Origin of the sequence: Aeromonas sp. 6P (assembly GCF_051919525.1) — a bacterium.
GTDB lineage: Bacteria > Pseudomonadota > Gammaproteobacteria > Enterobacterales > Aeromonadaceae > Aeromonas > Aeromonas veronii.
Window position 1 is genome coordinate 3,726,179 of the sequence record NZ_JBQBEO010000002.1, and the last position, 24,372, is coordinate 3,750,550.

At 56.4% G+C, this 24,372-nt stretch carries 20 protein-coding genes and 3 pseudogenes; 13 read left to right on the top strand and 10 right to left on the bottom strand.

All coding sequences use genetic code 11. The features are described 5' to 3' along the window. Positions 1–149 precede the first annotated feature (149 nt). The 5 genes and pseudogenes from ACTG2J_RS17145 to ACTG2J_RS17165 all read right to left on the bottom strand — a co-directional run bounded on the left by ACTG2J_RS17145 (position 150) and on the right by ACTG2J_RS17165 (position 4,285). Positions 150–619: pseudogene (locus ACTG2J_RS17145) on the bottom strand (YhcH/YjgK/YiaL family protein). A 314-nt stretch (positions 620–933) separates the two neighbouring features. After that, complete coding sequence (locus ACTG2J_RS17150) at positions 934–2,040, bottom strand: 1-acyl-sn-glycerol-3-phosphate acyltransferase (RefSeq protein ID WP_439989308.1); 1,107 nt, start codon at positions 2,038–2,040, stop codon at positions 934–936. 130 nt (positions 2,041–2,170) lie between these two features. Continuing rightward, positions 2,171–2,869, bottom strand: coding sequence for an aspartate/glutamate racemase family protein (locus ACTG2J_RS17155; RefSeq protein WP_439989307.1), 699 nt, complete (start codon positions 2,867–2,869; stop codon positions 2,171–2,173). 103 nt (positions 2,870–2,972) lie between these two features. Further along, the gene (locus ACTG2J_RS17160) at positions 2,973–3,563 is read right to left on the bottom strand and encodes a LysE family translocator (RefSeq protein ID WP_075112494.1); all 591 of its coding nucleotides are present in this window, start codon (positions 3,561–3,563) and stop codon (positions 2,973–2,975) included. A 125-nt stretch (positions 3,564–3,688) separates the two neighbouring features. Then, complete coding sequence (locus ACTG2J_RS17165) at positions 3,689–4,285, bottom strand: LysE family translocator (protein ID WP_115523076.1); 597 nt, start codon at positions 4,283–4,285, stop codon at positions 3,689–3,691. A 116-nt stretch (positions 4,286–4,401) separates the two neighbouring features. Between ACTG2J_RS17165 and ACTG2J_RS17170 the strand changes: the two genes are divergently transcribed. From ACTG2J_RS17170 to ACTG2J_RS17180, 3 genes are all read left to right on the top strand, one after another. After that, the gene (locus tag ACTG2J_RS17170; RefSeq protein ID WP_429066964.1) at positions 4,402–5,778 is read left to right on the top strand and encodes a PLP-dependent aminotransferase family protein; all 1,377 of its coding nucleotides are present in this window, start codon (positions 4,402–4,404) and stop codon (positions 5,776–5,778) included. Positions 5,779–5,832: 54 nt separating this feature from the next. Next, positions 5,833–6,300, top strand: a complete 468-nt coding sequence (locus ACTG2J_RS17175) for a hypothetical protein (RefSeq protein WP_113739772.1) — start codon at positions 5,833–5,835, stop codon at positions 6,298–6,300. Positions 6,301–6,468: 168 nt separating this feature from the next. After that, positions 6,469–8,130, top strand: coding sequence for a hypothetical protein (locus ACTG2J_RS17180; protein ID WP_439997703.1), 1,662 nt, complete (start codon positions 6,469–6,471; stop codon positions 8,128–8,130). Between the two features lie 115 nt (positions 8,131–8,245). Here the strand turns inward: ACTG2J_RS17180 and ACTG2J_RS17185 are convergent, their stop codons facing one another. Further along, positions 8,246–8,659: a CBS domain-containing protein gene (locus ACTG2J_RS17185; RefSeq protein ID WP_439997704.1), complete on the bottom strand. Its 414-nt coding sequence runs from the start codon at positions 8,657–8,659 to the stop codon at positions 8,246–8,248. A 154-nt stretch (positions 8,660–8,813) separates the two neighbouring features. Between ACTG2J_RS17185 and ACTG2J_RS17190 the strand changes: the two are divergent. The 5 genes and pseudogenes from ACTG2J_RS17190 (at position 8,814) to ACTG2J_RS17210 (ending at position 14,540) form a co-directional block, all read left to right on the top strand. Continuing rightward, positions 8,814–10,723 (top strand): annotated as a pseudogene (locus ACTG2J_RS17190) (ABC transporter ATP-binding protein). Next, entirely contained in the window at positions 10,716–11,177 is a 462-nt protein-coding gene (locus ACTG2J_RS17195; RefSeq protein WP_005343337.1) for a DUF2390 domain-containing protein, read from the top strand. The pseudogene ACTG2J_RS17190 and the gene ACTG2J_RS17195 overlap by 8 nt, the downstream one beginning before the upstream one ends. Beyond that, a complete protein-coding gene (locus tag ACTG2J_RS17200; RefSeq protein ID WP_043821648.1) occupies positions 11,171–12,025 on the top strand; it encodes a 23S rRNA (adenine(2030)-N(6))-methyltransferase RlmJ in 855 nt (284 codons plus the stop codon). Before ACTG2J_RS17195 ends, ACTG2J_RS17200 begins: the two co-directional genes overlap by 7 nt. A gap of 746 nt (positions 12,026–12,771) precedes the next feature. Further along, entirely contained in the window at positions 12,772–13,581 is an 810-nt protein-coding gene (locus tag ACTG2J_RS17205) for a TIR domain-containing protein (protein ID WP_439989303.1), read from the top strand. A 110-nt stretch (positions 13,582–13,691) separates the two neighbouring features. After that, complete coding sequence (locus ACTG2J_RS17210) at positions 13,692–14,540, top strand: FRG domain-containing protein (protein ID WP_439989302.1); 849 nt, start codon at positions 13,692–13,694, stop codon at positions 14,538–14,540. A 173-nt stretch (positions 14,541–14,713) separates the two neighbouring features. Here ACTG2J_RS17210 and ACTG2J_RS17215 read toward each other — a convergent pair. Further along, a pseudogene (locus ACTG2J_RS17215) lies at positions 14,714–14,913 on the bottom strand (hypothetical protein). A 191-nt stretch (positions 14,914–15,104) separates the two neighbouring features. Between ACTG2J_RS17215 and ACTG2J_RS17220 the strand changes: the two are divergent. Together ACTG2J_RS17220 and ACTG2J_RS17225 are read left to right on the top strand one after the other, a co-directional pair. Beyond that, positions 15,105–15,470 (top strand): DUF2061 domain-containing protein, encoded by a 366-nt coding sequence (locus ACTG2J_RS17220; RefSeq protein ID WP_005343334.1) that lies wholly within the window; start codon positions 15,105–15,107, stop codon positions 15,468–15,470. Positions 15,471–15,656: 186 nt separating this feature from the next. Further along, positions 15,657–16,253 (top strand): MliC family protein, encoded by a 597-nt coding sequence (locus ACTG2J_RS17225; RefSeq protein WP_439997705.1) that lies wholly within the window; start codon positions 15,657–15,659, stop codon positions 16,251–16,253. A 39-nt stretch (positions 16,254–16,292) separates the two neighbouring features. On the opposite strand, the gene ACTG2J_RS17230 is transcribed toward ACTG2J_RS17225, so the two are convergent. Next, positions 16,293–17,468: an aspartyl protease family protein gene (locus ACTG2J_RS17230; protein ID WP_439997706.1), complete on the bottom strand. Its 1,176-nt coding sequence runs from the start codon at positions 17,466–17,468 to the stop codon at positions 16,293–16,295. Positions 17,469–18,203: 735 nt separating this feature from the next. On the opposite strand from ACTG2J_RS17230, the gene ACTG2J_RS17235 reads away from it, so the two are divergent. The 3 genes from ACTG2J_RS17235 to ACTG2J_RS17245 all read left to right on the top strand — a co-directional run bounded on the left by ACTG2J_RS17235 (position 18,204) and on the right by ACTG2J_RS17245 (position 21,156). Beyond that, positions 18,204–18,962 (top strand): hypothetical protein, encoded by a 759-nt coding sequence (locus ACTG2J_RS17235; protein ID WP_088868525.1) that lies wholly within the window; start codon positions 18,204–18,206, stop codon positions 18,960–18,962. Positions 18,963–19,096: 134 nt separating this feature from the next. Beyond that, on the top strand, positions 19,097–19,990 hold the full coding sequence (locus ACTG2J_RS17240) for a hypothetical protein (protein WP_204787757.1): 894 nt from the start codon (positions 19,097–19,099) through the stop codon (positions 19,988–19,990). A 680-nt stretch (positions 19,991–20,670) separates the two neighbouring features. After that, positions 20,671–21,156: a GNAT family N-acetyltransferase gene (locus ACTG2J_RS17245; RefSeq protein ID WP_088868522.1), complete on the top strand. Its 486-nt coding sequence runs from the start codon at positions 20,671–20,673 to the stop codon at positions 21,154–21,156. A 123-nt stretch (positions 21,157–21,279) separates the two neighbouring features. Here ACTG2J_RS17245 and eno read toward each other — a convergent pair whose 3' ends face one another. Together eno and pyrG are read right to left on the bottom strand one after the other, a co-directional pair. Then, positions 21,280–22,581 carry a phosphopyruvate hydratase gene (eno, locus tag ACTG2J_RS17250; protein ID WP_005335583.1) on the bottom strand — a complete coding sequence of 434 codons (1,302 nt, stop codon included), beginning with the start codon at positions 22,579–22,581 and terminating at the stop codon, positions 21,280–21,282. A gap of 89 nt (positions 22,582–22,670) precedes the next feature. After that, positions 22,671–24,308 (bottom strand): glutamine hydrolyzing CTP synthase, encoded by a 1,638-nt coding sequence (gene pyrG / locus ACTG2J_RS17255; RefSeq protein ID WP_005335584.1) that lies wholly within the window; start codon positions 24,306–24,308, stop codon positions 22,671–22,673. Positions 24,309–24,372 lie beyond the last annotated feature (64 nt).

Sequence of the window (24,372 nt, forward strand, 5' to 3'; positions counted from 1 at the left end):
GCCGGGGGCTTATGGTCGCAGGAGGGTGCGTCCAATTTTTCAATTCTTGCTCTTGAAAGAGTGATCGCAACTTGTGGTGCGTATCACTGGTTTCAATGCTTGCGAGTCTCAACGCATCAACTGCGCAGGGCTCGCCTCAATGGGAATGCTCAGGCGATAGCCAGCAGATCCTTGTGTACCTTGACCACCAGCTTCTTCACCTTGGCGGGCTGGTTGAAGGTACAGAGCGGGCGGTGCAGCTCGCCCGGCCAGAAGATGGCGAAATCGCCTGGTTGCAGCGCCAGATAGCTGGTCTGCTCGTCCTCGACAAACCAGAGGTCGGGATGGAGATGGTCGGCGCCGTCGCTCACGTGTCGTGGGGGCCCACACCTATCCACTCTTCACCGCGCAGCAGCAACTGGATATCGAGATACTGCTGATGGAATTCGCCACGGCGATCCGCGGCTGGCTCGGTCAGATCTTCGCTCACCAGACAGAACAGGTTGAGACCATCGATCTCGGTCTTGCCGAGCGGAGCGTCACCCCAGTGCGCTACGCTCTTCACCACCTCAGCCATGATGCGGGCCAGCGGGGCGGGCAGCGGCGTCCGCTGCAGGGTGTTCAGGCTACCGGTGATCATGGCGTCTGTTTCCTGTTAGGTATATCTGGGCGGCATCTTTGCCCGCCAATGAAAAAGGACCTGTGACAGGTCCTTCAATAATGCCGTCTGCAATCCGTGCAAACCGGTTTAGAGCTTTTGCTCATGTTCAGCTATATGGGCACTGTTACACACTCGTCAGCACCTTGCCAAGAGACATAATCCCATTTTCATAGTGATCGTACCAGCTGAAACCATATTATTCACCACCCTTTCCCCCTCGACTTTGACCAGACGCAAAAACGGGCGCATCAGCGCCCGTTTTTTTCGCAAAACCGTTTAACAACCGGTTTCATTCAAGCCTTTTTGGCGTTTTCCACCGGTTTGGCGTACATGGCACGCCAGATCGCCTTGTGCTCTTCCGGCACCTCTGACTGACGGGTCAGGAAGGCCGCCTGCTCGATGGTATTGGCCTTGCCGGAGACATCTGCCGCCAGATAGTTGCTGGGGAACAAGTGGTAACTGCTCCAGATCGCCTTGTCGATCAGCGCGGCCAGTTCGTCCGGATCGCTGAAGCCCTCGGTGATCGGCGCGCCGAAGGAGACGTGTACCCGCCCCTTCATGCCGACGATACCGGCGACGATACTCTCGATATCCTCGAACTCGCCCTTCTCGTAGCTGCCGTTGACCGACTTCTCGTAGAGCTCGCGCGCCTTCGCCTTGTCGGTGGGGTCGAGCTCATAGCTGATGCTGACCGGCACGATATTGAGGCTGCGCATGTAGTCGACGAAGTCGATCTTCTGCTTCTTGCCGTCGACGTAGAACATCTTGAGGATGGCGGGATCTGTCTTGTCATCGCCATTCTTGGCGCGCCCTTCCTTCTGGGCGATCCAGATGGAGTGACCTTCGTGAACCGAGTTGCCAATATAGGCAGACAGCTCGCCGAGCGCCTTCATCATCTCCCGCGGCCCCTTGGCGGAGCGTTTGACGATAAAGCTCTTGTTGAGCTTCATCAGCTCGGTGGCGCAGGGTTTGCGCAGCAGGTTGTCACCGATGGCGATGCGCACGGTATCGAAACCGTGGGTGTGCAGTCCCCAGTTGACGAACGCCGGATCCATGGCGATGTCTCTGTGGTTGGAGACAAACAGATAGCCCTGCTCTTTCTTAAGATGCTCGATCCCGGAGAAGGTCACCCCCTTGGTGGAGGTGGCGATCATGCGGGACATATACCGGGTGACCCCCATCTGGACCTGATGCACTGTGGTCACTTTTGACCATTTGCGGCGCAGGAACAGGCGGATCATCGGGCGGATGGCCCAACCCAGCCCGCTCATCAGGGAACCGAAACGATACTTGGCGATGGCGCCGATAAATTCATCATCCTGGATCAGCCGTTCGATGGCTGCCGGCACTTCTTCATCGCGGTAGGGGCGAATATCCGCGAATCTATCTACTTCAGTCACAATGTCAGCCTTGCATGCTAGGAAACCGCAGCCAACCCGCGTTGGCCGGGGAAAATTCAAGGCGCAATTTTACACGCTTTTATGGCAAGGGGTATGAGACAAGCATGAATAGTGAGATCTGACCAGTTTATTAATCGGATGCCAGTGCCAGCGCGACCGCCGCTTCGGCATGAATGGCGGTGGTGTCGTAGAGCGGCACCGCCGCTTGGGCATCCCCCACCAGCAGGGCAATCTCGGTGCAGCCGAGGATCACCGCCTCGGCACCCGCGGCTGCCAGCCCCTCGATAATCGCCAGATACTCGGCCCGCGACGATGCACGGATCTCCCCCAAACAGAGCTCGTCATAGATGATCCTGTGTACCCGCTCCCGCCCGGCCTCATCGGGTACCAGCACCGCCAACCCGAAGCGCTCCTGCAAGCGCCCCTTGTAAAAATCCTGCTCCATGGTGAAGCGGGTGCCGAGCAGGCCGACCCGGGTTATCCCGTCCGCCTGCAATTTGGCCGCGGTGGCATCGGCAATATGGAGCAGCGGAATATCGATGGCCGCCTCAATCTCGGGGGCAACCTTGTGCATGGTGTTGGTGCCGATCAGCAAGAAATCGGCGCCGCCATCCTGCAACTTGCGCGCCTCCGCCGCCAGCAGGCGGGCGGTAGCGGGCCAGTCACCGGCATGCTGCAACCGCTCGATACCGGCAAAGTCGACGCTATTGAGCAGCACCCGCGCCGAGTGCAAACCGCCAAGCTGCGCCCGCACCCCGCGATTGAGCGCCTGATAGTAACTGACGGTGGACTCCCAGCTCATGCCACCCAGCAGACCGATACATTTCATATGAACTCCTTTCATCCCAAGGGAGGGCAGAACCACGCCACCTTGCAGGCAAGGCCCCGCAGGGCCAACAAGACAGCCGGTAAAGGCCCGGGTCAACCCCGGACTAAATCCAGATCATCCCGACACAGGCGGCCGTCGCCAGCCCCATGCCCAGATTGAAACGCCGCCAACCCCGGGCGGTGCGAATGATTTGCCGCACCTGGGCACCAAAAAGCACCCAGAACGCCCCGGTGTAGAGGCCGGTAATAAAGAAGATCACCAACACCCAGAGCGCGGAGGGCCAGTAAGCCTCCCCCGCCAGGGTGAAACCGCTGATGGCGGAGAGCGCCATCATCCACGCCTTGGGGTTGAGCAGTTGCAGCATGGCCCCCTGATGGGCGGGAATGAGCGGCCGGTTGCCCTCGGCCGGGCCGCTGGCGGTCGCCACCTTCCACGCCAGCCAGAGCAGATACGCCGAACCGATAAGCTTGAGGCCATCGTGCAGCAGCGGCACCTTCTCGAACACCACGCCAAGCCCCAGCGCGGTGGCGAGGATCATCAGATTGATCCCCCCCACCACTCCCACCAGCAGCGGCAGCGTGCGGCGAAATCCCTGCGCCGCCCCGGCGCTGGTGAGCAGCATATTGTTGGGCCCCGGCGTGCCGCAGGTAACCAGGGCAAACCCCGCCAGGGGCAGTAACCAGTTCAGATCCATCTCAACCTCTTGTCGATACAACGCGCCCGTTATGGGGAAAGCCTTCTAATATGCAGAGCCAGCCCCGTGGCGACAAGTCAGAAATGCCTCTTTCCAGGCCACCTCCCCCATCAGCGCAGCACGGCTCAATACCAGAGCATGACTACGCAGAGCGCCGTCAGCAGACCGAGAGAACCGTTGAGTCGGCGCCAGCCCCGATCCGAGCTGATCCAGTTGCTCAGCTGATGGCCGAACAGTACCCAGACAAAGCAGACCGGCAGGGCCACCAGCACAAACATGACCATCACCGCCAGCTGACTCGACCAGTAACTGGCGCCGGGCAGGCTGAACAGACTGATGGCGGAGATCCCCATCATCCACGCCTTGGGATTGAGAAACTGAAAGCCCAGCCCCTCCAGCATGGTTAGCGGGCGGGCCTTCCGGGCCGGATCCCCCGGCGCCCCGGCCACCGCGATACGCCACGCCAGCCACAGCAGATAGAGGCTACCGAAGATCTGCAAACCGAGCCGCAGCAGGGGCCAACGCTCGAACAGGGGATAGAGCCCCAGCGCCAGCACCAGCTGCAACACCGGCTGCCCCAGCCCCACCCCGAGCAGATGTGGCAGGGTGCGACGCACCCCGAAGTTGGCGCCGGAGGCCGTCAGCATCAGGTTGTTGGGCCCCGGCGTACCGCAGGTGAGTACGGCAAAACCGAACAGGGTGACATACCACTCCATCGTCATATTGTGACTCCTTGCTTGCCACATTGTATCGATACAATGCGTGCTATTTGGTTGTTATCAGGTTGAAATTCACGCTATATTGACAACAAATTTTGATCAATGGATTTATTGTCACCATGACAATCTGGGCGCCCAACCTTACGGCCTTCGATGGCCCCCTCTACCTCAAGCTGGTCAAAGCTATCGAACAGGGGATCGCGAATGGCGAGCTGCCACCGCAGACCCGATTGCCCACCCACCGATCCCTGGCGGATCGTCTGGGTGTCACCGTTGGCACCGTCACTCGCGCCTACAGCGAGGCGGAGCGGCGCGGCCTGCTGGCCGCCCGGGTGGGCCACGGCACCTGGGTCAAGGGAGCGAACACAGATCCCGCCAATGAGTGGGTGATCCGCCAGGAGGAGGGGCACCGCATCGAGCTGTGGCAGAACCTGCCGGTGCAGCTGGATCGGGCGGCCATCATTCGCCCCATGCTGGGGGAAGTGGCGGACGGGGATCTCAACGCCCTGCTCGGCTACGACAAGGAGGCGGGACGACCGGATCAGCGCCAGCAGTTCGTCAACTGGCTGGCTGAGCAAGGGGTGGCCTGCAGTGAGGATCGCCTGATGTTCAGCCACGGCGCCCAGCACGGCATCATGCTGGCGCTGCTGGCTACCAATTGCGTGGGGGAGACCATCCTGTGCGAGGGGCTGAGCTACCCCGGTATGCTGGGCAATGCCCGCCAGCTGAAGAATCAGGTGGTGGGACTGGCGATGGACGAGGAGGGGCTGCTGCCCGAGGCGCTGGACGCCGCCTGCCGCACCCGCCGGGCCAAGCTGCTCTACCTCACCCCGACCCTGCAAAACCCCACCACCGCCATCATGAGTCTGGCGCGGCGGGAGGCCATCATCGCCATCGCCCGTCGCCACGATCTGCTGATCATCGAGGATGACGTCAACGGTCTGCTGCCCCAGCAACCTGTGATCCCTCTGGTCAATCTGGCGCCGGAGCGGGTCATCTATCTGGGCAGTCTGGCCAAGATCGCTTGCGGCGGCCTGCGGGTGGGCTTCGTGCTGACGCCCCCTGCCCTGCGCAGCGCCTTCGCCCAGACCATGCGGCTGTCGAGCTGGATGGTGAGCCCGCTGCTGATCGAGCTCGCCTGCAAAATGGTCAGTCAGCGCCAGATCATGCCGCTGGTCGAGCAGCAGCGGGAGATCCTCAAGCGCCGTGGCGAACTGCTGCGCCACCTGCTGCCCGCCGCCCGCTGGCAGCCGGGCAGCATGCACGCCTGGCTGCCGCTGCCGGAGCCCTGGCGCAGCCAGCAGTTTGCTGCTGCCGCCGACGCCCTTGACGTTGGCGTGGCGAGCGGGGAACACTTCGCCGCCGGTCAGTTTGCCGCTCCGCAGGGGGTGCGCCTGAGCCTGAGCCAACCCGCCACCGACGCCCGGGTCGGCGAGGGGCTGGCCCGTCTGGCCCAACTGCTGCAGGGAACGCCCCCCAGCAATCCCCTGCTATAGTCAGGGCCAGCCGACCTGACCTTCACGCTTCATCGTCATTGCCAAGGAGATGCCGTGCCCCCCATCAGAGCCGCCCTGCTGCTTGCCACCCTGTTGCTGGGTGGCTGCGCCTCGTCAACGACCCACCAGCAGCTGGGGGCCGCGCTCAATGGACTGGAAGGGGAGTTGCAACGGCTGGAAGAGGAGCTGGCAGCGATGAACGGCCTGCACTATCAAAAGGCGATCGATGCGCCGCTCAGTTTGCGCCGTGCGCTCGGGGCGCCGCAGCCCACCCCAGAGGGGCTGGTGCCGGTGGCCAGCAAGCTGGAAGATGGGCCACTCCTTCGCTATCAATACCGTCTGCCTGTAGGGATGGCGAGTCTGCCCCAGGACAACCTCTGCCAGCGCTACGAGTTCGAACTGCGCCATCTGGGCCGCCTCGGCAAGCTGGAATTGAGCTGGCTGGGGGAACAGGGCAAGGGGTCGCGGCTGATCCGCCAGAGCGACTGCCCCTTCGGGGCACAGGCCCGCCCTCGGCAATAACAGGTTGCCGCCCTGAGAGATGGCATAACCGATTGAAATAACAGCCCATAGTGCGCCCTCCAGCACCCTGCTGGCTACTGTCAGCTTTTCACTCAGCGAGTGCTGTGCCTATGTTCCTCTTGGGTCTACCATAATCAACCTAATGGTTTGCTCACAGGAAGTACGTGCATGACGATACTGCTGCTCGAAGAGGATCCCCTGCTCCGTAGCGCCATCACCCGGGAACTGACCGAACAGGGGGTGCCCGCCGACCGGATCCACTACCACAGCCATCCAAACCACGAGCGCAGCGGCCTGCTAGCCTTGCTGCAACAGCACGCCTTCGACGCCATCATCTGTCAGCAGGACAAGCAGCAGGATCTTGACGGAGCCCGGCTGCTGCATGAAGCGCACTATCTCGGCCTGCTGCAACCCGGTTGCGTCTTGCTGCTGCTCGATGCCGACCAGAGCGAGCAGGAGTTTCTCCCCTCGGATCTCTACTTCTCCCTCTATCTGCCCCTCCCCTTCATGACCCAGCAGCTCACCGCGGTGCTCGGCCAGCTGGTGAAGTTAAGCAACCTGACCCGTACGCTGGCCGCCCCCATTCTGCTGCGGGAGTGGCAACTGGCTACCGCCCTCTGTGAAGACCTGCTGTTTCAACGGGAGAATCGCTCGCTGACCCCCTGGCTGGATCGACTCAAGGGCTACCTGCTGCTGCAATCAGCCGAGCGGATCACTGCCGCCCAGCACTATGCCCTCTGTGCCAACGAATATCAGGCGAGCTGGCCAAGGGCCGGGCTCTTCTACGCCATGCTGGGGCTCGGCAAATTGCAAAGCGCCCGGACCGACTTGCAGCGCCATCAGGCCAGCGTCTCGATGGCCACCCGGCTGGAGCTGCAACTCGCCAGCCAGCTGCACCAGCATCACTGGCTGGCGGCGTGGGAGACCATGGGAGAGCTGCTGCAGATCCGCCCCCATCAGCCGCGCTGGCACCAGCTGGCGATGTTGCTCGGGCTGGTGCTGCAAGATGAGGAGAAGGTGCTGGAGCAGGCCAACAGCCTGACCCTGCGCCACTTCAGCGAGCAGCGCGTCCGGCTCGCCATCGACAGCTTCATGCTCAATGCCAGTCTGGCGGTGCTGTGGCACGCCCCCTCCAGCAACCGGATCCGCTCCCTGCAACAGGAGTGGGAGCACCTCAAGCGCACCGTCCACCTGCAACCCCACGAATATGAGCTGCTGCAGGCGTTGATGCTGGGGCTGGATTACCGCTTCGACGAGGCGCTTATCCTGATTGCCCACCACCAGCCGGATGAGGGGAGCGACAACCACCTCACCCTGCTGCTCGGCTTTGCAGTCAGCCAGTTCTGCGGTTTGCCCCACCACGCCCAGCGCTACCTGATCCAGCTGACCCAATACCGCGTCAGGGTGGCGCCCCACCCGCTCACCCGCCAGCTGTTCCACCATCTGGTGGCCGAGCTGGGCCAGCGCCTGACGGCGAGAGAGCAGAGGCTGAGCGAACTGCGCCAGCTGCGCCACAAGGCGATGCAGGCCAGCCAATATCAGACAGCCCTGCAAGCGGGCTTGCAATTGCTGGAGGAGTTCCCCGCCCTGCCGGGCGATGCCTGGCAACTGCTGGAGCTGCTGCAACACTGCTGGCCTGCGGGTATGGCCGCTCCCAGGGTGGCGCTGCTGGTCGATACCCTGGAACGGCGCCTCAAGCACAGCCCCGCGTTTCTCGATCAACATGCCCGGCAGTACCAGCGCACCCTGCAGGAGATCCGTACCCACCTGCAGCCGCACCTCTCCGGCAGCGGCCCCTCCTGTCTTGTCGCAGGGCAGCCCGAGCCATGATGATGCAAGCGGCATGCAAACCGGCATTGTCGGCAAAGCCAATATAGAGAGAGGGGAGCCTTGGCTCCCCTCTCTCTATTTGTTCTCTGTCAGCTGATGGTGCTTAGTGCCAGACTCAAACCAGCGCGTCACTCTCCAGCGCAGCCTTGAGAAAATCTTTCCAGCTGATGATGCCGACCAGGGCGCCATTCTCCAGCACCGGCAGGCAGGAGACCCCCTTCTCCAGCATCAGCTTGACGCCGTCGCGCACGGTGAGATGGGGAGCGATGGTGACGAGCTGACGACTCATGATCTGGTGCGCCCGCTTGTTGAGGGTTTCGGTATCGCGGCTCATCTCGGCTTCGGAGTCGAGATAGGGGCTGATGGCGCGGAACAGATCCCGATCCGAGATGACCCCCACCAGCTCCTCATCTTCCAGCACCAGCAGGTGGCGAAAGTGTGCCTGCTCGAAGATATCCCTGATGACGCGGAGTCGATCATCCATTGAAACGGTGGCGACCCGGGTCGTCATAATATCCCTGATATGCATGCTAACCTCCCGTAACCAAACTGGTTTCTCTGTTATGGCATGTTTTTGCAGCGCCAGCCAGTGGCCAGCCCTTCGCTACAGTGCAAATCAGCGTCATTTCACGTAAGATCCGCGCCAGTTTTTCTCCTCCATTTTGAGCAAGCAGATCCCACCCATGATAGTTGCCAGTCAAATCGAACTGATCCGCGGCGGCCGCAAGCTGCTGGACAACGCCTCCGCCACCATTCACCCCGGCCACAAAGTGGGCCTGGTGGGCAAAAACGGCTGTGGCAAGTCCACCTTTTTTGCACTGGTACGGGGCGAGCTGGCCATCGACAGCGGCACCTTCAGCCTGCCCGCTGGCTGGCAGATCGCAGGCGTCGCGCAGGAGACCCCGGCGCTCGACTGCTCGGCGCTCGAGTACGTGATCGACGGCGACAAGGAGTTCCGCTCGCTGGAAGCCCTGCTGGTGCAAGCCGAGCAGGATGACAATGGTCTGCTGGTGGCCGAGCTGCACAGCAAGCTCGACACCATCGGCGCCTACAGCATTCGCGCCCGCGCCGCCGAGCTGCTGCACGGCCTCGGTTTCAGCGACGAGCAGTTGAGCTCGCCGGTGCGCAGCTTCTCCGGTGGCTGGCGCATGCGCCTCAACCTCGCCCAGGCGCTGCTCTGCCGCTCCGATCTGCTGCTGCTCGATGAACCGACCAACCACCAGATCTCGATGCGGTGATCTGGCTGGAGAAGTGGCTCAAGGGCTATCAGGGCACGCTGGTGCTGATCTCTCACGACCGCGATTTCCTCGATTCGGTCATCAGCCGCATCATCCATATCGAGAACGGCAAGCTCAACGAATACACCGGCGGCTACTCCGACTTCGAACTGCAGCGCGCCGAACAGCTGGCCCAGCAGCAGTCGATGTACGAGAAGCAGCAGCGGGAGATGTCCCACATGCAGGCGTATGTGGACCGCTTCCGCTACAAGGCCTCCAAAGCCCGTCAGGCACAGAGCCGCCTGAAAGCGATGGAGCGGATGGAGAAGATCCTCCCCGCCCACGCCGACTCGGAATTCAGCTTCGAGTTTCGCGAGCCGTCGGCCCTACCGACACCACTGATCGCCATGGAGAACCTCTCTGCCGGTTACGGCGACAAGGTGATCCTGGAGAAGATCAAACTCAATCTGGTACCGGGTTCGCGCATCGGTCTGCTCGGTCGCAACGGCGCCGGTAAATCGACCTTTATCAAGATGCTGTCGGGCTCCAACCCGCCGCTATCCGGCAAGCTCGAAGTGAGCGCCGGGGTGAGCATCGGCTACTTCGCCCAGCATCAGCTGGAGACCCTGCGTCTCGATGACTCCCCGCTCGATCATCTGGTGCGCCTCGCGCCGGACAAGACCGAGCAGGAGCTGCGCAACTATCTGGGCAGCTTCGGTTTTCACGGTGACAAGGCGCTCGACAAGGTGGCCCCCTTCTCCGGCGGCGAAAAAGCGCGGCTGGTGCTGGCGCTGATCACCTGGCAAAAGCCGAACCTCTTGCTACTGGATGAACCGACCAACCACCTGGATCTGGAGATGCGCCACGCCCTGACCATGGCGCTGCAAGGCTTCGAAGGGGCCATGGTAGTGGTCTCCCACGACCGTCACCTGCTGCGCACCACCACAGATGACTTCTATCTGGTGCACGGTGGCCGGGTCGAACCGTTCGACGGCGATCTGGACGACTACCACAAGTGGCTCGGCGAGCAGGAGAAAGAGGCCAACGCCAAACCGGCCGATGGCCCCGTCTCTGCCAACTCGGCGGTGGCGCGCAAGGATCAGAAGCGGCGCGAGGCGGAATTCCGCCAGCAAACCCGTCCGCTGCGCCAGAAGCTCGAAAAGCTCGAAGTGAGCATGGAGAAGCTGCAGGGCAAGCTGGCCGACATCGAGAGCCAACTGGCCGACCCCGCCATCTACGAAGAGAGCGCCAAGAACAAGCTCTCCGAACTGCTCAAATCCCAGGGCCCCCTCAAGGAGCAGCTGGAAGAGGTGGAGCTGGAGTGGATGAGCCTCAGTGAGGAGCTGGAAACCATGGAGCAGGCCTTCTTTGCGTGACGAACAGCTGATGGCCAGCGAGCGGGTCGCGGTCCACGAATTGCCGACGCCAATCGGCTTCTGGCACTGGAGCGGCAAGGTCTATGGTGAGCGCAGCCAGGATTGGCTCACCGTGCAGGAGCAGGGGGGCAACGTCAATCTGGCGCTGCTGCTGCACCGGCTCGATCAACTCGGCATCGTAGTCGATCTCACCGACCTGCAACCGGCGCTGGTGCAGACCGAGGCGGTGCTGACCCCGTGGCGCGCCCTGCGCCAGAGCGCCAAGACGCGACTCGACGAGCAGCAGTATCAGTCGATGCTGGCCCACGAACTGGAGCTGGAGCGGCTGCAACAGGGCGTCCTGTTGCAGACCCTGCGCAGCCTCTCCCTGTTTCGCGGCAACAGCCGCAATTTGTTGAACTATCTATCGTTACTGGGGGCCCAGCAGGGCCCCCTCAGAGATCTAATATGCTGAGCTATCGCCACGCCTTTCACGCCGGCAACCATGCCGACGTGCTGAAACACGCCGTTCAGGCTCTGATCATCGAGTCCCTCAAGAAGAAGGAGAAACCCTTCATCGTGCTGGACACCCATGCCGGTGGCGGTCTCTACGACCTGCGCGGCGACTGGTCCCAGAAAAAGGCCGAGTATGCCGACGGCATCGGCCGCCTGTGGGACGAGCGGGCCCAGTGGTCTGCCATGGCCCCCTATCTCGGCGTCATCGAAGAGATGAACCAGAACGGCGAGCTGCACTACTACCCCGGCTCGCCGGAGCTGTCGCGTCGCCTCACCCGCGAGCAGGACAAGCTGGCGCTGATGGAGCTGCACAACAACGAGGTCGAAGATCTGCGCGCCAACATGGGTTATGACCCTCGCGTCGCCGTACACCACCGTGATGGCTTCGAGGGGCTGATCGCCCTGCTGCCACCGACCCCGCGCCGCGGGCTGGTGCTGATCGACCCGCCCTATGAGCTCAAAGAAGATTACTTCGCCGTGGTCGATACCCTGAAAAAGGCGCAGAAACGCTGGGCGACCGGCATCTACGCCCTCTGGTATCCCATCCTTGGGCAGGAGGCGGACAAATCCCGCGATATGCTGCGCGCCATCAAGCGGGAAAACTTCGGCAACGTGCTGGTGGCCGAGCTGGAAGTGGCCGGTCAGACTGCCGACTGGGGCATGAACGGCTCAGGCATGCTGATCATCAGCCCGCCCTGGATGCTGGACGAGCAGATTGAAGCCTTCCTGAAACCGCTGTGCGCCAAGCTGGCGCAGGGCGCCGGCGCCCAATACAAGGTCGAGTGGCTCAACAAGGTCGAAGAGTAAGCCCGCACCAGCCCGCTCCGGCGCCCGGTCAAGGCGCCAGCAAGTCGCTCACCCAAGCCGTTCACAGTGACGGCATGGCCAGCAAAGAGAAGCCCCGTTCAGGGGCTTCTTGTTTTTTACCCGCTACCGCTTTACCCACCAACCCTTTTCCCGACTAACTGTTTCCTCACCAATGGCGGCCACGCATCCCGCCTGCACACCAGATCAGTCGTTATTGACTAATTAGCCGATCCAGATCAGAAATCGGCCATCTGGCCCTTTTCCTCCGCCTACCCGCCGCTAATATACCCGATTGGCAACAAAGCCTCGTAGGAGTCACCCCATGAGCCATGCCAGCCACATCCCATTGGTTAAACGCAGCAGACTGGAGGCTGTAATTCAGGGGCGGTAGCCATGCCGGATGGAATGGATAAGCGAGAGTTGCCTACGACCCACTCAACATGGTGACGGCCCCATTTTTATTTCTGACCTGCTCATGCTGGCGTGATCTGGCGGCGCTTTCCAAGAGTGCCCTAAGTACTGATTTTTCATACCGTAGTAACGGTGGCGCAAAAAGAGGAAGTCAAGCGAATACGCTCAGCATGCGAAGAAAGCTGATGACGTTATGATTTAATGATTATTTTTACTTGGCGGCAGTGAAAATGTTACGGAGTTATATGGAATGCTCTGCTAACGGATTAGTGCCGCCTTCCATCTAATCACTGTTAGGCCAGACAGGCACATAGCACCGAGCAAAGGAATTAAATTTGAGCATCGAATTTTTAGAGAGTGATTTCGATAAGGTCAGCTATCTTGTGAACCTTTTGACCTCTAGGGCTACTGGGTTGGCGGCTGACTCGCGAGAGTTTGAGCTCTTGCGCCATGAATTGTTAAGCAATCCCGATGTTTCTCCTTTTCTTCCTCAATGGTTAAAGCAACACAGAAACCTGGACACTTTCTGGGGGTTCATCAAGCAAAAGTTCGGGACATATGCTGAGCGAAGAACATATCTATCTGAGGAGTTTACCCCGGTTCTAGATATGCTTGAGTTTGGCCAGCCAGCTCAGCCGACCTCGCAAGGTGGATCGTTTCAGAATCCGTCACCAAGCAAGCCAAAGGTCGTGGCAAGAAATAAGCGAAAGGTGTTTATTGTTCATGGGCGAGATAATGAAGCGAAGCAAGAGGTCAGCCGGTTTATTGAAAAGCTGGGTCTTGAAGCAATTATCTTGCATGAACAAGCCAGCGCCGGCATGACGATTATTGAAAAAATTGAACACTATTCCAATGATGCGGATTTTGCGCTTGTGCTTTACACAGCTTGTGATCACGGGCGCGGCGTCCATGAATCGAATGTTAGTCCTAAAAATAGAGCGCGACAAAACGTTGTATTTGAGCATGGCTACCTTATGGCAAAGCTGGGCAGAGAAAACGTATGCTCGCTTGTGAAGGGGGATATTGAGACACCGAATGATATAAGTGGTGTTGTATACGTCACCTTAGATTCATTCGGTGCATGGAAAACCGAAGTAGCAAAAGAACTAAAGGCCTGTGGCTATGCAATCAATAGTCTCATTTAGCAAGCATATAAGGCCTAACAAACGCAGGCACAGCGACGGCTTTTTCGTTGCGGCTGCGCCTTCACTACAAAGCCGCGCGAGCTGTGGGCGTTATAAATTTAGGAGCAAGAATGGCGTTTGAAGATATCAATATCATTGGTTCAGAATGGATACATGAGAATGGTTTTAAAATTCTCGATGTAGAGGAATCCCATGCCTTAATCATGGCTGCCGGATACCTAAAACATAATTCACTTGAGGGGGTTTACTTTCGAGGACAGAGTACTCTATACCCTGAACTACGCCCCACATTATATCGAGGAATTGACTCTGATAGCGCAAAATACAACCGTGAAAGCAGAATGAACTCTAAGATCAACGAATATCGTGAAGTATGTAGTGCATTTTCAAAGTTCGAAGATTATGCCGCTGAACCATTGTTACAGCACTATGGATTAAAGACTACTTGGTTAGACATAGTTGATAATATTTGGGTTGCATTATGGTTTGCATGCTACGAAGCAAAATGTACTCGTGATGGTCACTTTTTACACTTCCAAAAGCGAGTTGTGAATGAGGTTAATAAATACGCATACATTTATCTTATTGGTGCAGACTTGGAATATCGTAAGAAAAGTAAGCCTGGTTATTGGCACGGCCAGAGCACTGAATTAGTTGACCTGAGGATCGCTGCACCTTCTTATTTTCTGCGCCCTCACGCTCAACATGGTTTATTGTTCAGATGTAAAGGTGTTGAAGGAGCAGGGCGACCACTTGATTACTCAAGACAAATTCGCGGTGTTGTTAGAATTCCGCTAGAAAAAGCTTTTGATTGGTTAGGCAATGGACATACGGTAGGCATTCACTCTTTGTTCCCACCTGCATTCTATGACAATGGATATAAAATTCTACTCCAGTCAGGTGTAACATTTTACCCTCGTGATAAAGAGATCGGCGTTGTGCATACGGTGGGAGCCTAATTTATGGCCCCAAATCTGGGACACCCACCTTTTTGAGCAAGGCATAGCATAGCCCGAACCCAAAAGATGGGTGACCAAGGTCTTCTGCTCACCGAGTTCAAAAGCAAAAGCCCCATCACGGGGCTTTTTCTATTGGTGCGGCCGGTGTGTGCGGCAGCCTGAACCTGCGCGCCCTATGAACGGGCGGGCAGATCCTGTTTCAGCGCAACCAGCAACAGGGCCAGCAGGCCAAAAGGCGGAAACAGGCAGAGCAGGGAGCAGATAAGGGTGATCAGCACCGGATGCTCGCTCTTGCGGCGCGCCAGGCGATGAGGCCGACGATGACCATCAGCAACGCAATGAACTGGCCAAGCAGGGTGGCATTGATATTCATGAAAGATCCTTTTTCATGGGCAAGTGTGAAGAAGCTGTACTTTATCGCCTTGGTTGCGATTGGCAACCGCTGAAGCGCACCGGCCACTCGCCCGTTGATAGGTTCTCTCTATCTCGGCAATAGATGAGAATAGTTTTCATTTAATCTCATTTCGGCGGATACTCTCATCATCAATAGAGGGAGCCGCCATCATGAAAAAGACCATCAGCTTTGCCATCCTGCACTTCGGTGTCGCCTTTACCGTGGCCTACCTGCTGACCGGTGAGCTGCTGACCGCCAGCCTGATCGCCCTGATCGAGCCTGCCGTCAACACGGTCGCCTTCTACTTTCATGACCTTGGCTGGCACAAGCTCAAGCCAAAGCACAGCCTGCAGGCCAAGACCAGCAGCTTCGCGGTGGTCCACTTCTCGGTGGCCTTCGGGGTTGCCTTCCTGCTGAGCGGCGAGCTGCTCACCGGCGGCGTGATGGCGATGATCGAACCGGCCATCAACACCGTGGTGTTCTTCTTCCACGAGCGGCTGTGGCGCGCCCGCAGTCAGCAACTGGCGCTGGCCTGATCAACCGGGCAAGCCGCCTCCCCCTCTATCGCGGCCACAAAAAACCCGACATTCCAGCCAGGAGTGTCGGGATTTTCCGTTTGGCAACCATTCAGCAGTGCAAGTGCGCACAGATCCCCTGCTGCATTGCCCTGTAGAGTGTGCTGTAGTAGGCAGATATGCCCTCTTCATTGCTGGAATCTATCGATGAACAAGACCTTTCTTGCCGCCCTGCTGTTTGCACCTCTGCTGGCCAGCGCCGCAACACCCTCCTTTGACTGCACCAAAGCGTCCGGGTCGGTCGAAACCCTGATCTGCAAGGATGCCGGACTGGCCGCCCTTGATAACGAACTGGCGGCCCTCTACCCCAAGGCGATTGCTGCGCACTCTCCCGAGCAGCTCAAGACCGAGCGCGCCATGCAGCGCGGCTGGATCAAGGGGCGTAACGACTGCTGGAAGGGACAGGATCTGCGCCAGTGTGTGGAGGATAACTACCTGCTGCGGATCACCGAACTGCAGATCAGCGGCGGCCAGCTGATGGTGCCGGCACCGGTCAACTACCAGTGCGGCAAGAGCGTCACTCTCTCTACCTACTTCTATAACGATGCCAAGCTGCCCGCCGCGGTGATCAACTTGAGCGAGGGCGACAAGCAGCAACAAGTGCTCGCCTATGAAGCCCCCAGCGCCAGCGGCGCCCGTTATGAAGGGCAAAACCTCACCTTCTTCACCAAGGGGGACGACGCCACGCTGGAGCGTTACGGCCAGCCAACCCTCACCTGCATGGAAAATCCAACCAAGGGCTGAGGCTCATAGGGGCGGCTCGTCTTGCCGCCCCCACCTTGACTAGATAGCGATATCCAGCGGTTTTCCTTCCCGCACAATCCGCAACTTGAGCGACCCCGGCTTGCTGGTGCTGAGCAGCTCACGCACCTTGTCGATCTCGAGGGGACGATAAGCCACCCCGTTGATCTGTTCCAGAATGTCGCCGTTGGCCAGACCATAGGGGGCAAGATCCCGTTCGTCACTGTAGTAGACCTGCAGATGCCCGCCATCAAAACGCACTCCGATATTGCGCAGGGTTGGCGGCACTTTGCGCGCCAGGCTGTCAGCGTCGTAGCAGATCATCATCCGCCCGGGCATGATCGCAAAGCGATTGAAGCGGTTAACAAAATCCAGCCCCAGACCATACTGCTCATTGCTGTTTTCCGACACGCGCAGCTCACCGAGCTGGCGCTCATCAAAGTGCAGGCCGGTGAGGATATGTTCACGCCCCTCCACCATACCGCTGGCGTCCACCCCTTTGCGTGGCGAGGCATCTTCGCCAGAGATCGCCTTCTGACTGGCCATAAAGTAGATAAAGGCATGGTCGGCATAGCTCTGATCGGCCCCGGTATCCAGATACATGCGCACGCTGCTCTCGCCGTGGGTCAGATACACTGCCGGGGAGCGGTTGTAGCTATCTTCATAGCCGATGCAACGCTCGAACGTGGCTGCAGACGGTGCCGTCAGCGAAGCCGTGAGCTGATGCCTGTCGCGATCAAACACCCAGTTGAAACGGCGGATGGTGTCGATCCCGAGGATGCCATCGATACGGCTGCCAAGAGACTGGGAGAAGAGATCGAAATCAATAGTTGCCCACAGATCGCTGTCATCAATGGTGACCGACCCCACCGAGAAGGGCTGCGGCTCAACAAAGCCAAGCTGCTCGCTGCCCAGTTGGCTCGAAACGCTGCTCACAGTGGCAAAATCAGCCTGATAGGCCCTGGGCAATTCACTTAAGGTCAGCGTCTTGAAGCGGCTGGCCAGACGACGATCGATAAAGGTGATACTGGCACCGGTATCGAGCAAAAACTGGTACTGCTCACCGGCGATGGTGACGGGGATCAGGGGGGCACTTTCGTAATGCACTGTCAGCACCGGGCCGGGTGCATTGCGCTTGGTGGATGAATCCGGGGCTGTGCAGCCTTGGACGACGAACAGGGCCAACATGGCCAGCGCCACTTTGAACTGCGACTTCATAACTCTCCTTCCCGATAGCAGATGCCCCCGCGACGCCACCGCATAATGCTATCTTGTTGATTTATAGATAAATAAGCTATTTCAGCGGGGGATGCGGACAATAACAAAGAGTTTTATGCTGGCTCAAGCCAGATATGACCATGAATATTCTATGGCGATAGCTCAAGAATGGTTGTTCACGCTATGTCGGCGCGTCATCAATCGTGGGTGACATTTGATTAATTTATTGATCTTGCACAGAAATTCTAAATATTGAGCTTTCTCTCCACAGCGCCATAGTTAATATTGCCATTTGGCAACACTTGCCTCGTCGGAGTCTCCCATGAGCCATGCCAACCCCATCCCGTTGGTGAAACGCAGCAAACTGGAGGCTGAAATTCAGGGGCGGTAGCCATGCCGGATGGAATGGATAAGCGAGAGCTGCCCACCACGACCGACTCAACATGGTGACAGCCTTATGTTCATTTCTAAGCTGTTCACGCAAGCGTGATTTGGCGGCGCTTTCCAAGAGTGCTCTGAACACTGTTTTTTCACACAGCAGTAACGGTGGCGAAAAAAGAGGAAATCAAGCGAATACACCTATTACGAAAAGTAAGCTGGTAACATTATGATGTAATGATACTTTTAACTCGACGGCGGTGAAGATGCTACGGAGTTATATGGAATTCTCTGCTAACGGATTAGTACCGCCTTCCATCTAATCACTGTTAGCACTCAAGAGGAGATATAAGTTAGGTGTTCACAAAAAAAGAAATAAAAAACATTGTCGAAAAAGCTACAAATCATTGGTTGTTTCCGGATTTCACCAACAAACTGACGTGGTTCGTGGCAACCCTTGGTGGCACTGTGTTAGCAACACCAACAGCGTTTAAAGAAATTTTCTATAATTTCTTAGTAGATACATTCAATCTAAATGGTGGGGAGTATTTCACTCTTGCAGAATTACAATCAAGTTCTGTCGAGCCGCTTGCTGGGTTAGGTTTGATTGTATTCGCATTAATCCACAATTTGGTAAATAAATTTTTTGTATACAAATCATCAGAGTTTGCTCTCGAAGACAGTAAGCAACTCAGGCAAGTTGATGTAGATTTATTCAACCGGTTTCTAACCGATTTTCCATCGGATGGATACTCAGTTCCATTTTTAAGAGATCATGATTTAGGTGACTCTTATCATGACAATAGCTTGAGAGACATTAATAAATTTGTTGATCAGTGGAACAATGTGGAGCATCACTTTTTGAACGAAGAGATCGAAGCAAAACGTTCCGAACTATGGAAAAAGTGTCATTCATTTGTTCATCAACTAGCTTTGAGTTCATACGACTTGAATGGTGGCCCTTTGTTTTCATGTGTCCCAGACGCCTATAGGGGAGCTTGGGATTATCCAGCACATGTTGATAAACAACTCCGAGAGCTTAATGAAATGGCAAAAGAGTGTCATGAGTTACACCAAAAATTTGTTCTCTTTACTCGCCGGAAGTTAAAGTGCTAACAAGCACTTCAAGAGGGACAGCCAACGCACGGCGTTCCAGTCCCAATGAGCCGCAGTTGTGACGGTTGTTGTGTTTGGTGTTATGTGTTGTCAGCCCCTTAGACGGGCATTATACATTTTTAAAGGAGTCATGAGTGGCAAGCTCAGGAACATATTATTTAGGTCGAGTATTGAAACTTGGCACTCTCGATCAAGAAAAATTAATGAATGCAATCAAAGAGCCGGTTTCCGTATCTTATAGAGATTCATCTTGGACATTCATTGACGTCCAAGAAGTTAAATACAACGGGGAGCATTATATTTTTGGTCGCCTAAGCAAATACAAGCCGTTAGGTGAGGTAACTGTGGTAGATACTCATCGAAGAACAGAAGAAACACAAATTGAACCTAACTTGAAAGTTGCTTCTAGCCCCTTTGTATATATACCATCCCATTCAGGCATTGCGTTTCTTAATGTCTATAACCACATAGAACAAAAAGCTTTTGTTAATCGTTTCTGTTCTATTATCGAAGAAACTCATCAACGTTTTTTCGTTGATTGTGACATTGAGTTGGTCTCAGACTTACGTTCTTTTGCTGCAAAAGTGTCATCATTGGATGGTATCTATCATGTTAATGCAAAAATATCTCCTCCAAATCCAATGTTTGGCTGCCTTTGGGCTGAGCTAAAGGACTACCTAATCAAGCGAAATACTGACCGTATGACTATCGTCGAAGATGCTCCAGAAAGTGAGCCGCTAAATACAGATCTGCCATATCACATTGAAAAAGCGGCAAACCAGACAGCAGATAAACAATATGTATCAGAAGAGCCTCTTCCGATCGGTGACGCTGCGATACTGATGGCAGCTGATGGCTATGGTCATGGAACAGTTAAGGGGAAAAGAGACAATGAAGTTATAACCATTAAAACATCCGAGACTGTAAAAAATTTTTCCTTCGATAAAAACCCAGAGCCAGATGCCCTCTATCGCAAAGCTCTTGGAATATTTGATGAAATCAAAGAAAAAAGGCATTTGGGTCACTAATGAATAGAATTATAGATATTTTACGCTTTACTATTATATCACCGGAGTTTGTTGTTATTCTCATAACTGCTGCAATTACATATAGTTATCCGGAGGTGTTTATACTTATAGGAGGAAAACTTAAAAGTAATGCTGAACTCTGGAAGTTTATCCCCTCACTTCCAGTCATCTTTACTGGAGTGACCTTTCAAGTGGCTCAAAAAGTTAATGCACCATTAGAAAATATGTCCAACAAGAAACTTTACGAATGGATCTCATTCCATAAGATCTCTGATCGTATAATAGCATCTTACTTAATTTGTATACTGTGTTGCACCGCTAGTTTAACAATTTGGTTCTTCATATCTGATTTGAGTGAGTTAATGTTAGGCTCAATACTATTGAGCTCAATCCTCCTCTCTGGATTAACTACGTTCCAAATTATCTTAGCAGCTCAAAAAATCAGGCAAATAATAGAACAATACACATAAAATTAATAATAACCAGTTTAAGAGTGACCCGCAACGCATGGCATATTTACTATGAGTTGTGTTTAGCCCGTAGGTTCGATTAGCGAAGCGTAATCGGACATTCGCGAAAACAATATTTCTTGATAGTACCAGTTTTCTTTGAGACCGACTTTTATACGGTCATTTTATCCACCTGTAGCTTTGCTTGCGTAACACCCTCCAAGGAGATAAATGAAGCCTGACTTAACCGGCACTCGGATTGTACTGCGCACCATTGGCCCGCAGGATGCCGCCGATCTGTTCGAGATTTATGGCAATCCGCTGACCATGGAGTTTGCCTCTGATCCCTGCTTTACCTCTCCCGCCATGGTGGCGCAGATGATGGCGAGCGTAGTGCGGCTGGAGCAAACGGGTGAGTCGCTGGAGTGGGCGATTGTCGAGCGGAAGAGCAATAAGGTGATCGGCACCTGCGGGCTGCACAGTTTCAGCGAGGCGGGCCACAGCTGCGAGGTAGGTTGCCTGCTCAATGCGGCTTATTGGCACAGAGGGTTTATGTCGGAAGCGCTGGGATTGCTGTTCGCCCACGCCAACACGTTGGGAGTCACCTGCCTCACCGCAGATATCGATGCAGATAACGTCCGCTCTATCGCCCTGTTTGAAAAACTGGGCTTCAAGGCGCATGCAGGGCGCTATCAGCGCATGCTCCCCTTTATCTGACCCGACACCAGAGGCACAACGCCCTCGCCTCTCAGGGCGTTGCAGCAAGGAGCAGGCATAAAAAAACCGGAACCCAAGGGTTCCGGTTTTTTTCATTCCAGCCGAGGCTGGCAAACCAGCAAATTAAGCCTGGTTTTTAACTTCTTTCAGACCGCGGAAAGGAGCTTTGGCACCCAGAGCTTCTTCGATACGGATCAGCTGGTTGTACTTGGCAACACGGTCAGAACGGCTCATGGAACCGGTCTTGATCTGGCCAGCAGCGGTACCAACAGCCAGGTCGGCGATGGTCGCGTCTTCGGTCTCACCGGAGCGGTGGGAGATGACGGCAGTGTAGCCAGCGTCTTTGGCCATCTTGATGGCAGCCAGAGTTTCGGTCAGGGAACCGATCTGGTTGAACTTGATCAGGATGGAGTTGGCGATGCCGTTGTCGATACCGCGCTTCAGGATCTTGGTGTTGGTTACGAACAGGTCGTCACCCACGATCTGGATTTTCTTGCCCAGTTCAGCAGTCTGGTAGGCGAAACCTTCCCAGTCAGATTCGTCCAGGCCATCTTCGATGGAGACGATCGGGAACTTGGTGGTCAGGTCAGCCAGGAAGTCGGAGAAACCGTTGGAGGTGAAGACACGACCTTCGCCTTTCAGGTTGTACTCTTTCTTCTCTGCGTCGTAGAACTCGGAAGCAGCGCAGTCCATAGCCAGGGTGATGTCGGTGCCCAGTTTGTAACCGGCCGCGGCAACGGCTTCAGCGATAACTTCCAGCGCTTCGGCGTTGGATTTCAGGTTCGGAGCGAAACCACCTTCGTCACCAACTGCAGTGTTGTAGCCCTTGGACTTCAGCACTTTGGCCAGGTTGTGGAACACTTCTGCGCCCATGCGAACGGCTTCTTTCAGGGTCTTGGCGCCAACCGGCTGGATCATGAACTCCTGGATGTCGACGTTGTTGTCGGCGTGCTCACCACCGTTGATGATGTTCATCATCGGCAGCGGCATGGAGTAAACACCCGGGGTGCCGTTCAGCTCGGCGATGTGGGCGTACAGCGGCATGCCTTTGGCAGCAGCGGCAGCTTTGGCGTTAGCCAGGGAAACAGCCAGGATGGCGTTGGCGCCGAACTTGGATTTGTTCTCGGTACCGTCGAGGTCGATCATGATCTGGTCGACAGTGGCCTGGTCCTTGGCATCTTTACCCAGCAGAGCTTGAGCGATCGGGCCGTTTACGGCTTCGATGGCTTTCAGCACGCCTTTACCCAGGAAACGGCTCTTGTCGCCGTCACGCAGTTCCAGCGCTTCGCGGGAACCGGTGGACGCGCCAGACGGAGCGGCTGCCATACCAACAAAACCACCTTCCAGGTGAACTTCGGCCTCAACGGTCGGGTTACCACGGGAGTCGATGATTTCACGACCGATCACTTTAACGATCTTGGACATGTGTATTTCCTCAGGTTTCGTAAAAAAACAACAAAAATATGCCAAAAAAAGCGGCTGTGGCACAGTGCCCCAACCGCATTTATTTTCAATTACTTCAAATTACGCTTCTGATACTCGCCTGCCGCCTTCACAAAACCGGCGAACAGAGCGTGGCCATCACGAGGAGTAGAGGTGAACTCCGGGTGGAACTGCGCAGCCACGAACCAGGGGTGATCCGGGATCTCGATGATTTCCACCAACTTCTTGTCGGCGGAGAGACCGGTCACTTTCAGACCTGCCGCTTCAATCTGCGGCAGCAGCTTGTTGTTTACTTCGTAACGGTGACGGTGACGCTCGTAAATGGTCGGGCTGCCGTACATCTGACGCACTTTGGAATCTTCGACCAGGTGGCAGAGCTGGGAACCCAGACGCATGGTACCGCCCAGATCGGACTTCTCGGTACGGGTCTCGACGTTGCCCTCTTCATCCACCCACTCGGTGATGAGGCCGACGACCGGATACGCGCAATCTTTCTTGAATTCGGAGGAGTGAGCCCCTTCCATACCCGCTACGTTGCGAGCGAATTCGATCATGGCAACCTGCATGCCGAGGCAGATACCCAGGTAGGGGATCTTGTTCTCGCGGGCATACTGGGCAGCCAGAATTTTGCCTTCCACACCGCGCTCACCGAAGCCACCCGGCACCAGGATCGCGTCCAGACCTTCCAGCAGCTCGGCGCCACGAGTCTCGATATCCTGAGAGTCGATGTACTTGATGTTGACGGAGTGACGGGTCTTGAGACCACCGTGCTTGAGCGCCTCGTTGACGGACTTGTAGGCGTCCGGCAGGGAGACGTACTTGCCGACCATACCGATGGTCACTTCACCAGTCGGGTTGGCCTCTTCGTAGATAACCTGTTCCCACTCGGACAAATCAGCTTCTTTGCACTCCAGACCGAAACGCTCGGTGAAGTAGGAGTCCAGGTTCTGGGATTTCAGCAGTGCCGGGATCTTGTAGATGGAGTCGACGTCTTTCATGGAGATGACGGCGCGCTCGGGCACGTTGCAGAACAGGGCAATCTTGGCGCGCTCGTTGGCCGGAATGGCACGGTCGGAGCGGCAGATCAGCACATCCGGCTGGATACCGATGGAGAGCAGCTCTTTAACGGAGTGCTGGGTCGGCTTGGTCTTCACTTCACCGGCAGCAGCCAGGTAAGGAACCAGCGTCAGGTGCATGAACATGGCGTTGTTGCGGCCCACTTCGGCAGCCAGCTGACGAATGGCTTCGAGGAACGGCAGGGACTCGATGTCACCTACGGTACCGCCCACTTCGACGATGGCAACCTGATGGCCTTCGGCACCGGCAATCACCCGCTCTTTGATGGCGTTGGTGATGTGCGGGATAACCTGAATGGTGGCGCCCAGATAGTCACCACGACGCTCTTTACGCAGTACGTCGGCGTAGATACGGCCGGTGGTAAAGTTGTTGCGACGGGTCATCTTGGTGCGGATGAAACGCTCGTAGTGGCCCAAATCCAGATCGGTTTCGGCCCCGTCCTCGGTTACGAACACTTCACCATGCTGGGTCGGGCTCATGGTGCCCGGATCCACGTTGATGTAGGGGTCCAGTTTCATGATGGTCACATCCAGACCACGGGCTTCCAGAATGGCTGCCAGAGAAGCTGCGGCAATGCCTTTGCCGAGGGATGAAACAACGCCACCAGTAACAAAAATATATTTGGTCGTCATGCTGAACCTGAAAGAAGTTTAGGGAATTTTAAGGGGTGCTTCGGGGATGAAGCAGGACGGGGAA

Bases quoted from the DNA above. Each gene is read 5' to 3' on its own strand.
- ACTG2J_RS17155 (WP_439989307.1), bottom strand. From the start codon at position 2,869: ATGAAATGTATCGGTCTGCTGGGTGGCATGAGCTGGGAGTCCACCGTC.
- ACTG2J_RS17160 (WP_075112494.1), bottom strand. From the start codon at position 3,563: ATGGATCTGAACTGGTTACTGCCCCTGGCGGGGTTTGCCCTGGTTACC.
- ACTG2J_RS17165 (WP_115523076.1), bottom strand. From the start codon at position 4,285: ATGACGATGGAGTGGTATGTCACCCTGTTCGGTTTTGCCGTACTCACC.
- ACTG2J_RS17170 (WP_429066964.1), top strand. From the start codon at position 4,402: ATGACAATCTGGGCGCCCAACCTTACGGCCTTCGATGGCCCCCTCTAC.
- ACTG2J_RS17180 (WP_439997703.1), top strand. From the start codon at position 6,469: ATGACGATACTGCTGCTCGAAGAGGATCCCCTGCTCCGTAGCGCCATC.
- ACTG2J_RS17185 (WP_439997704.1), bottom strand. From the start codon at position 8,659: ATGCATATCAGGGATATTATGACGACCCGGGTCGCCACCGTTTCAATG.
- ACTG2J_RS17200 (WP_043821648.1), top strand. From the start codon at position 11,171: ATGCTGAGCTATCGCCACGCCTTTCACGCCGGCAACCATGCCGACGTG.
- ACTG2J_RS17210 (WP_439989302.1), top strand. From the start codon at position 13,692: ATGGCGTTTGAAGATATCAATATCATTGGTTCAGAATGGATACATGAG.
- ACTG2J_RS17220 (WP_005343334.1), top strand. From the start codon at position 15,105: ATGAAAAAGACCATCAGCTTTGCCATCCTGCACTTCGGTGTCGCCTTT.
- ACTG2J_RS17225 (WP_439997705.1), top strand. From the start codon at position 15,657: ATGAACAAGACCTTTCTTGCCGCCCTGCTGTTTGCACCTCTGCTGGCC.
- ACTG2J_RS17230 (WP_439997706.1), bottom strand. From the start codon at position 17,468: ATGAAGTCGCAGTTCAAAGTGGCGCTGGCCATGTTGGCCCTGTTCGTC.
- ACTG2J_RS17245 (WP_088868522.1), top strand. From the start codon at position 20,671: ATGAAGCCTGACTTAACCGGCACTCGGATTGTACTGCGCACCATTGGC.
- eno (WP_005335583.1), bottom strand. From the start codon at position 22,581: ATGTCCAAGATCGTTAAAGTGATCGGTCGTGAAATCATCGACTCCCGT.
- pyrG (WP_005335584.1), bottom strand. From the start codon at position 24,308: ATGACGACCAAATATATTTTTGTTACTGGTGGCGTTGTTTCATCCCTC.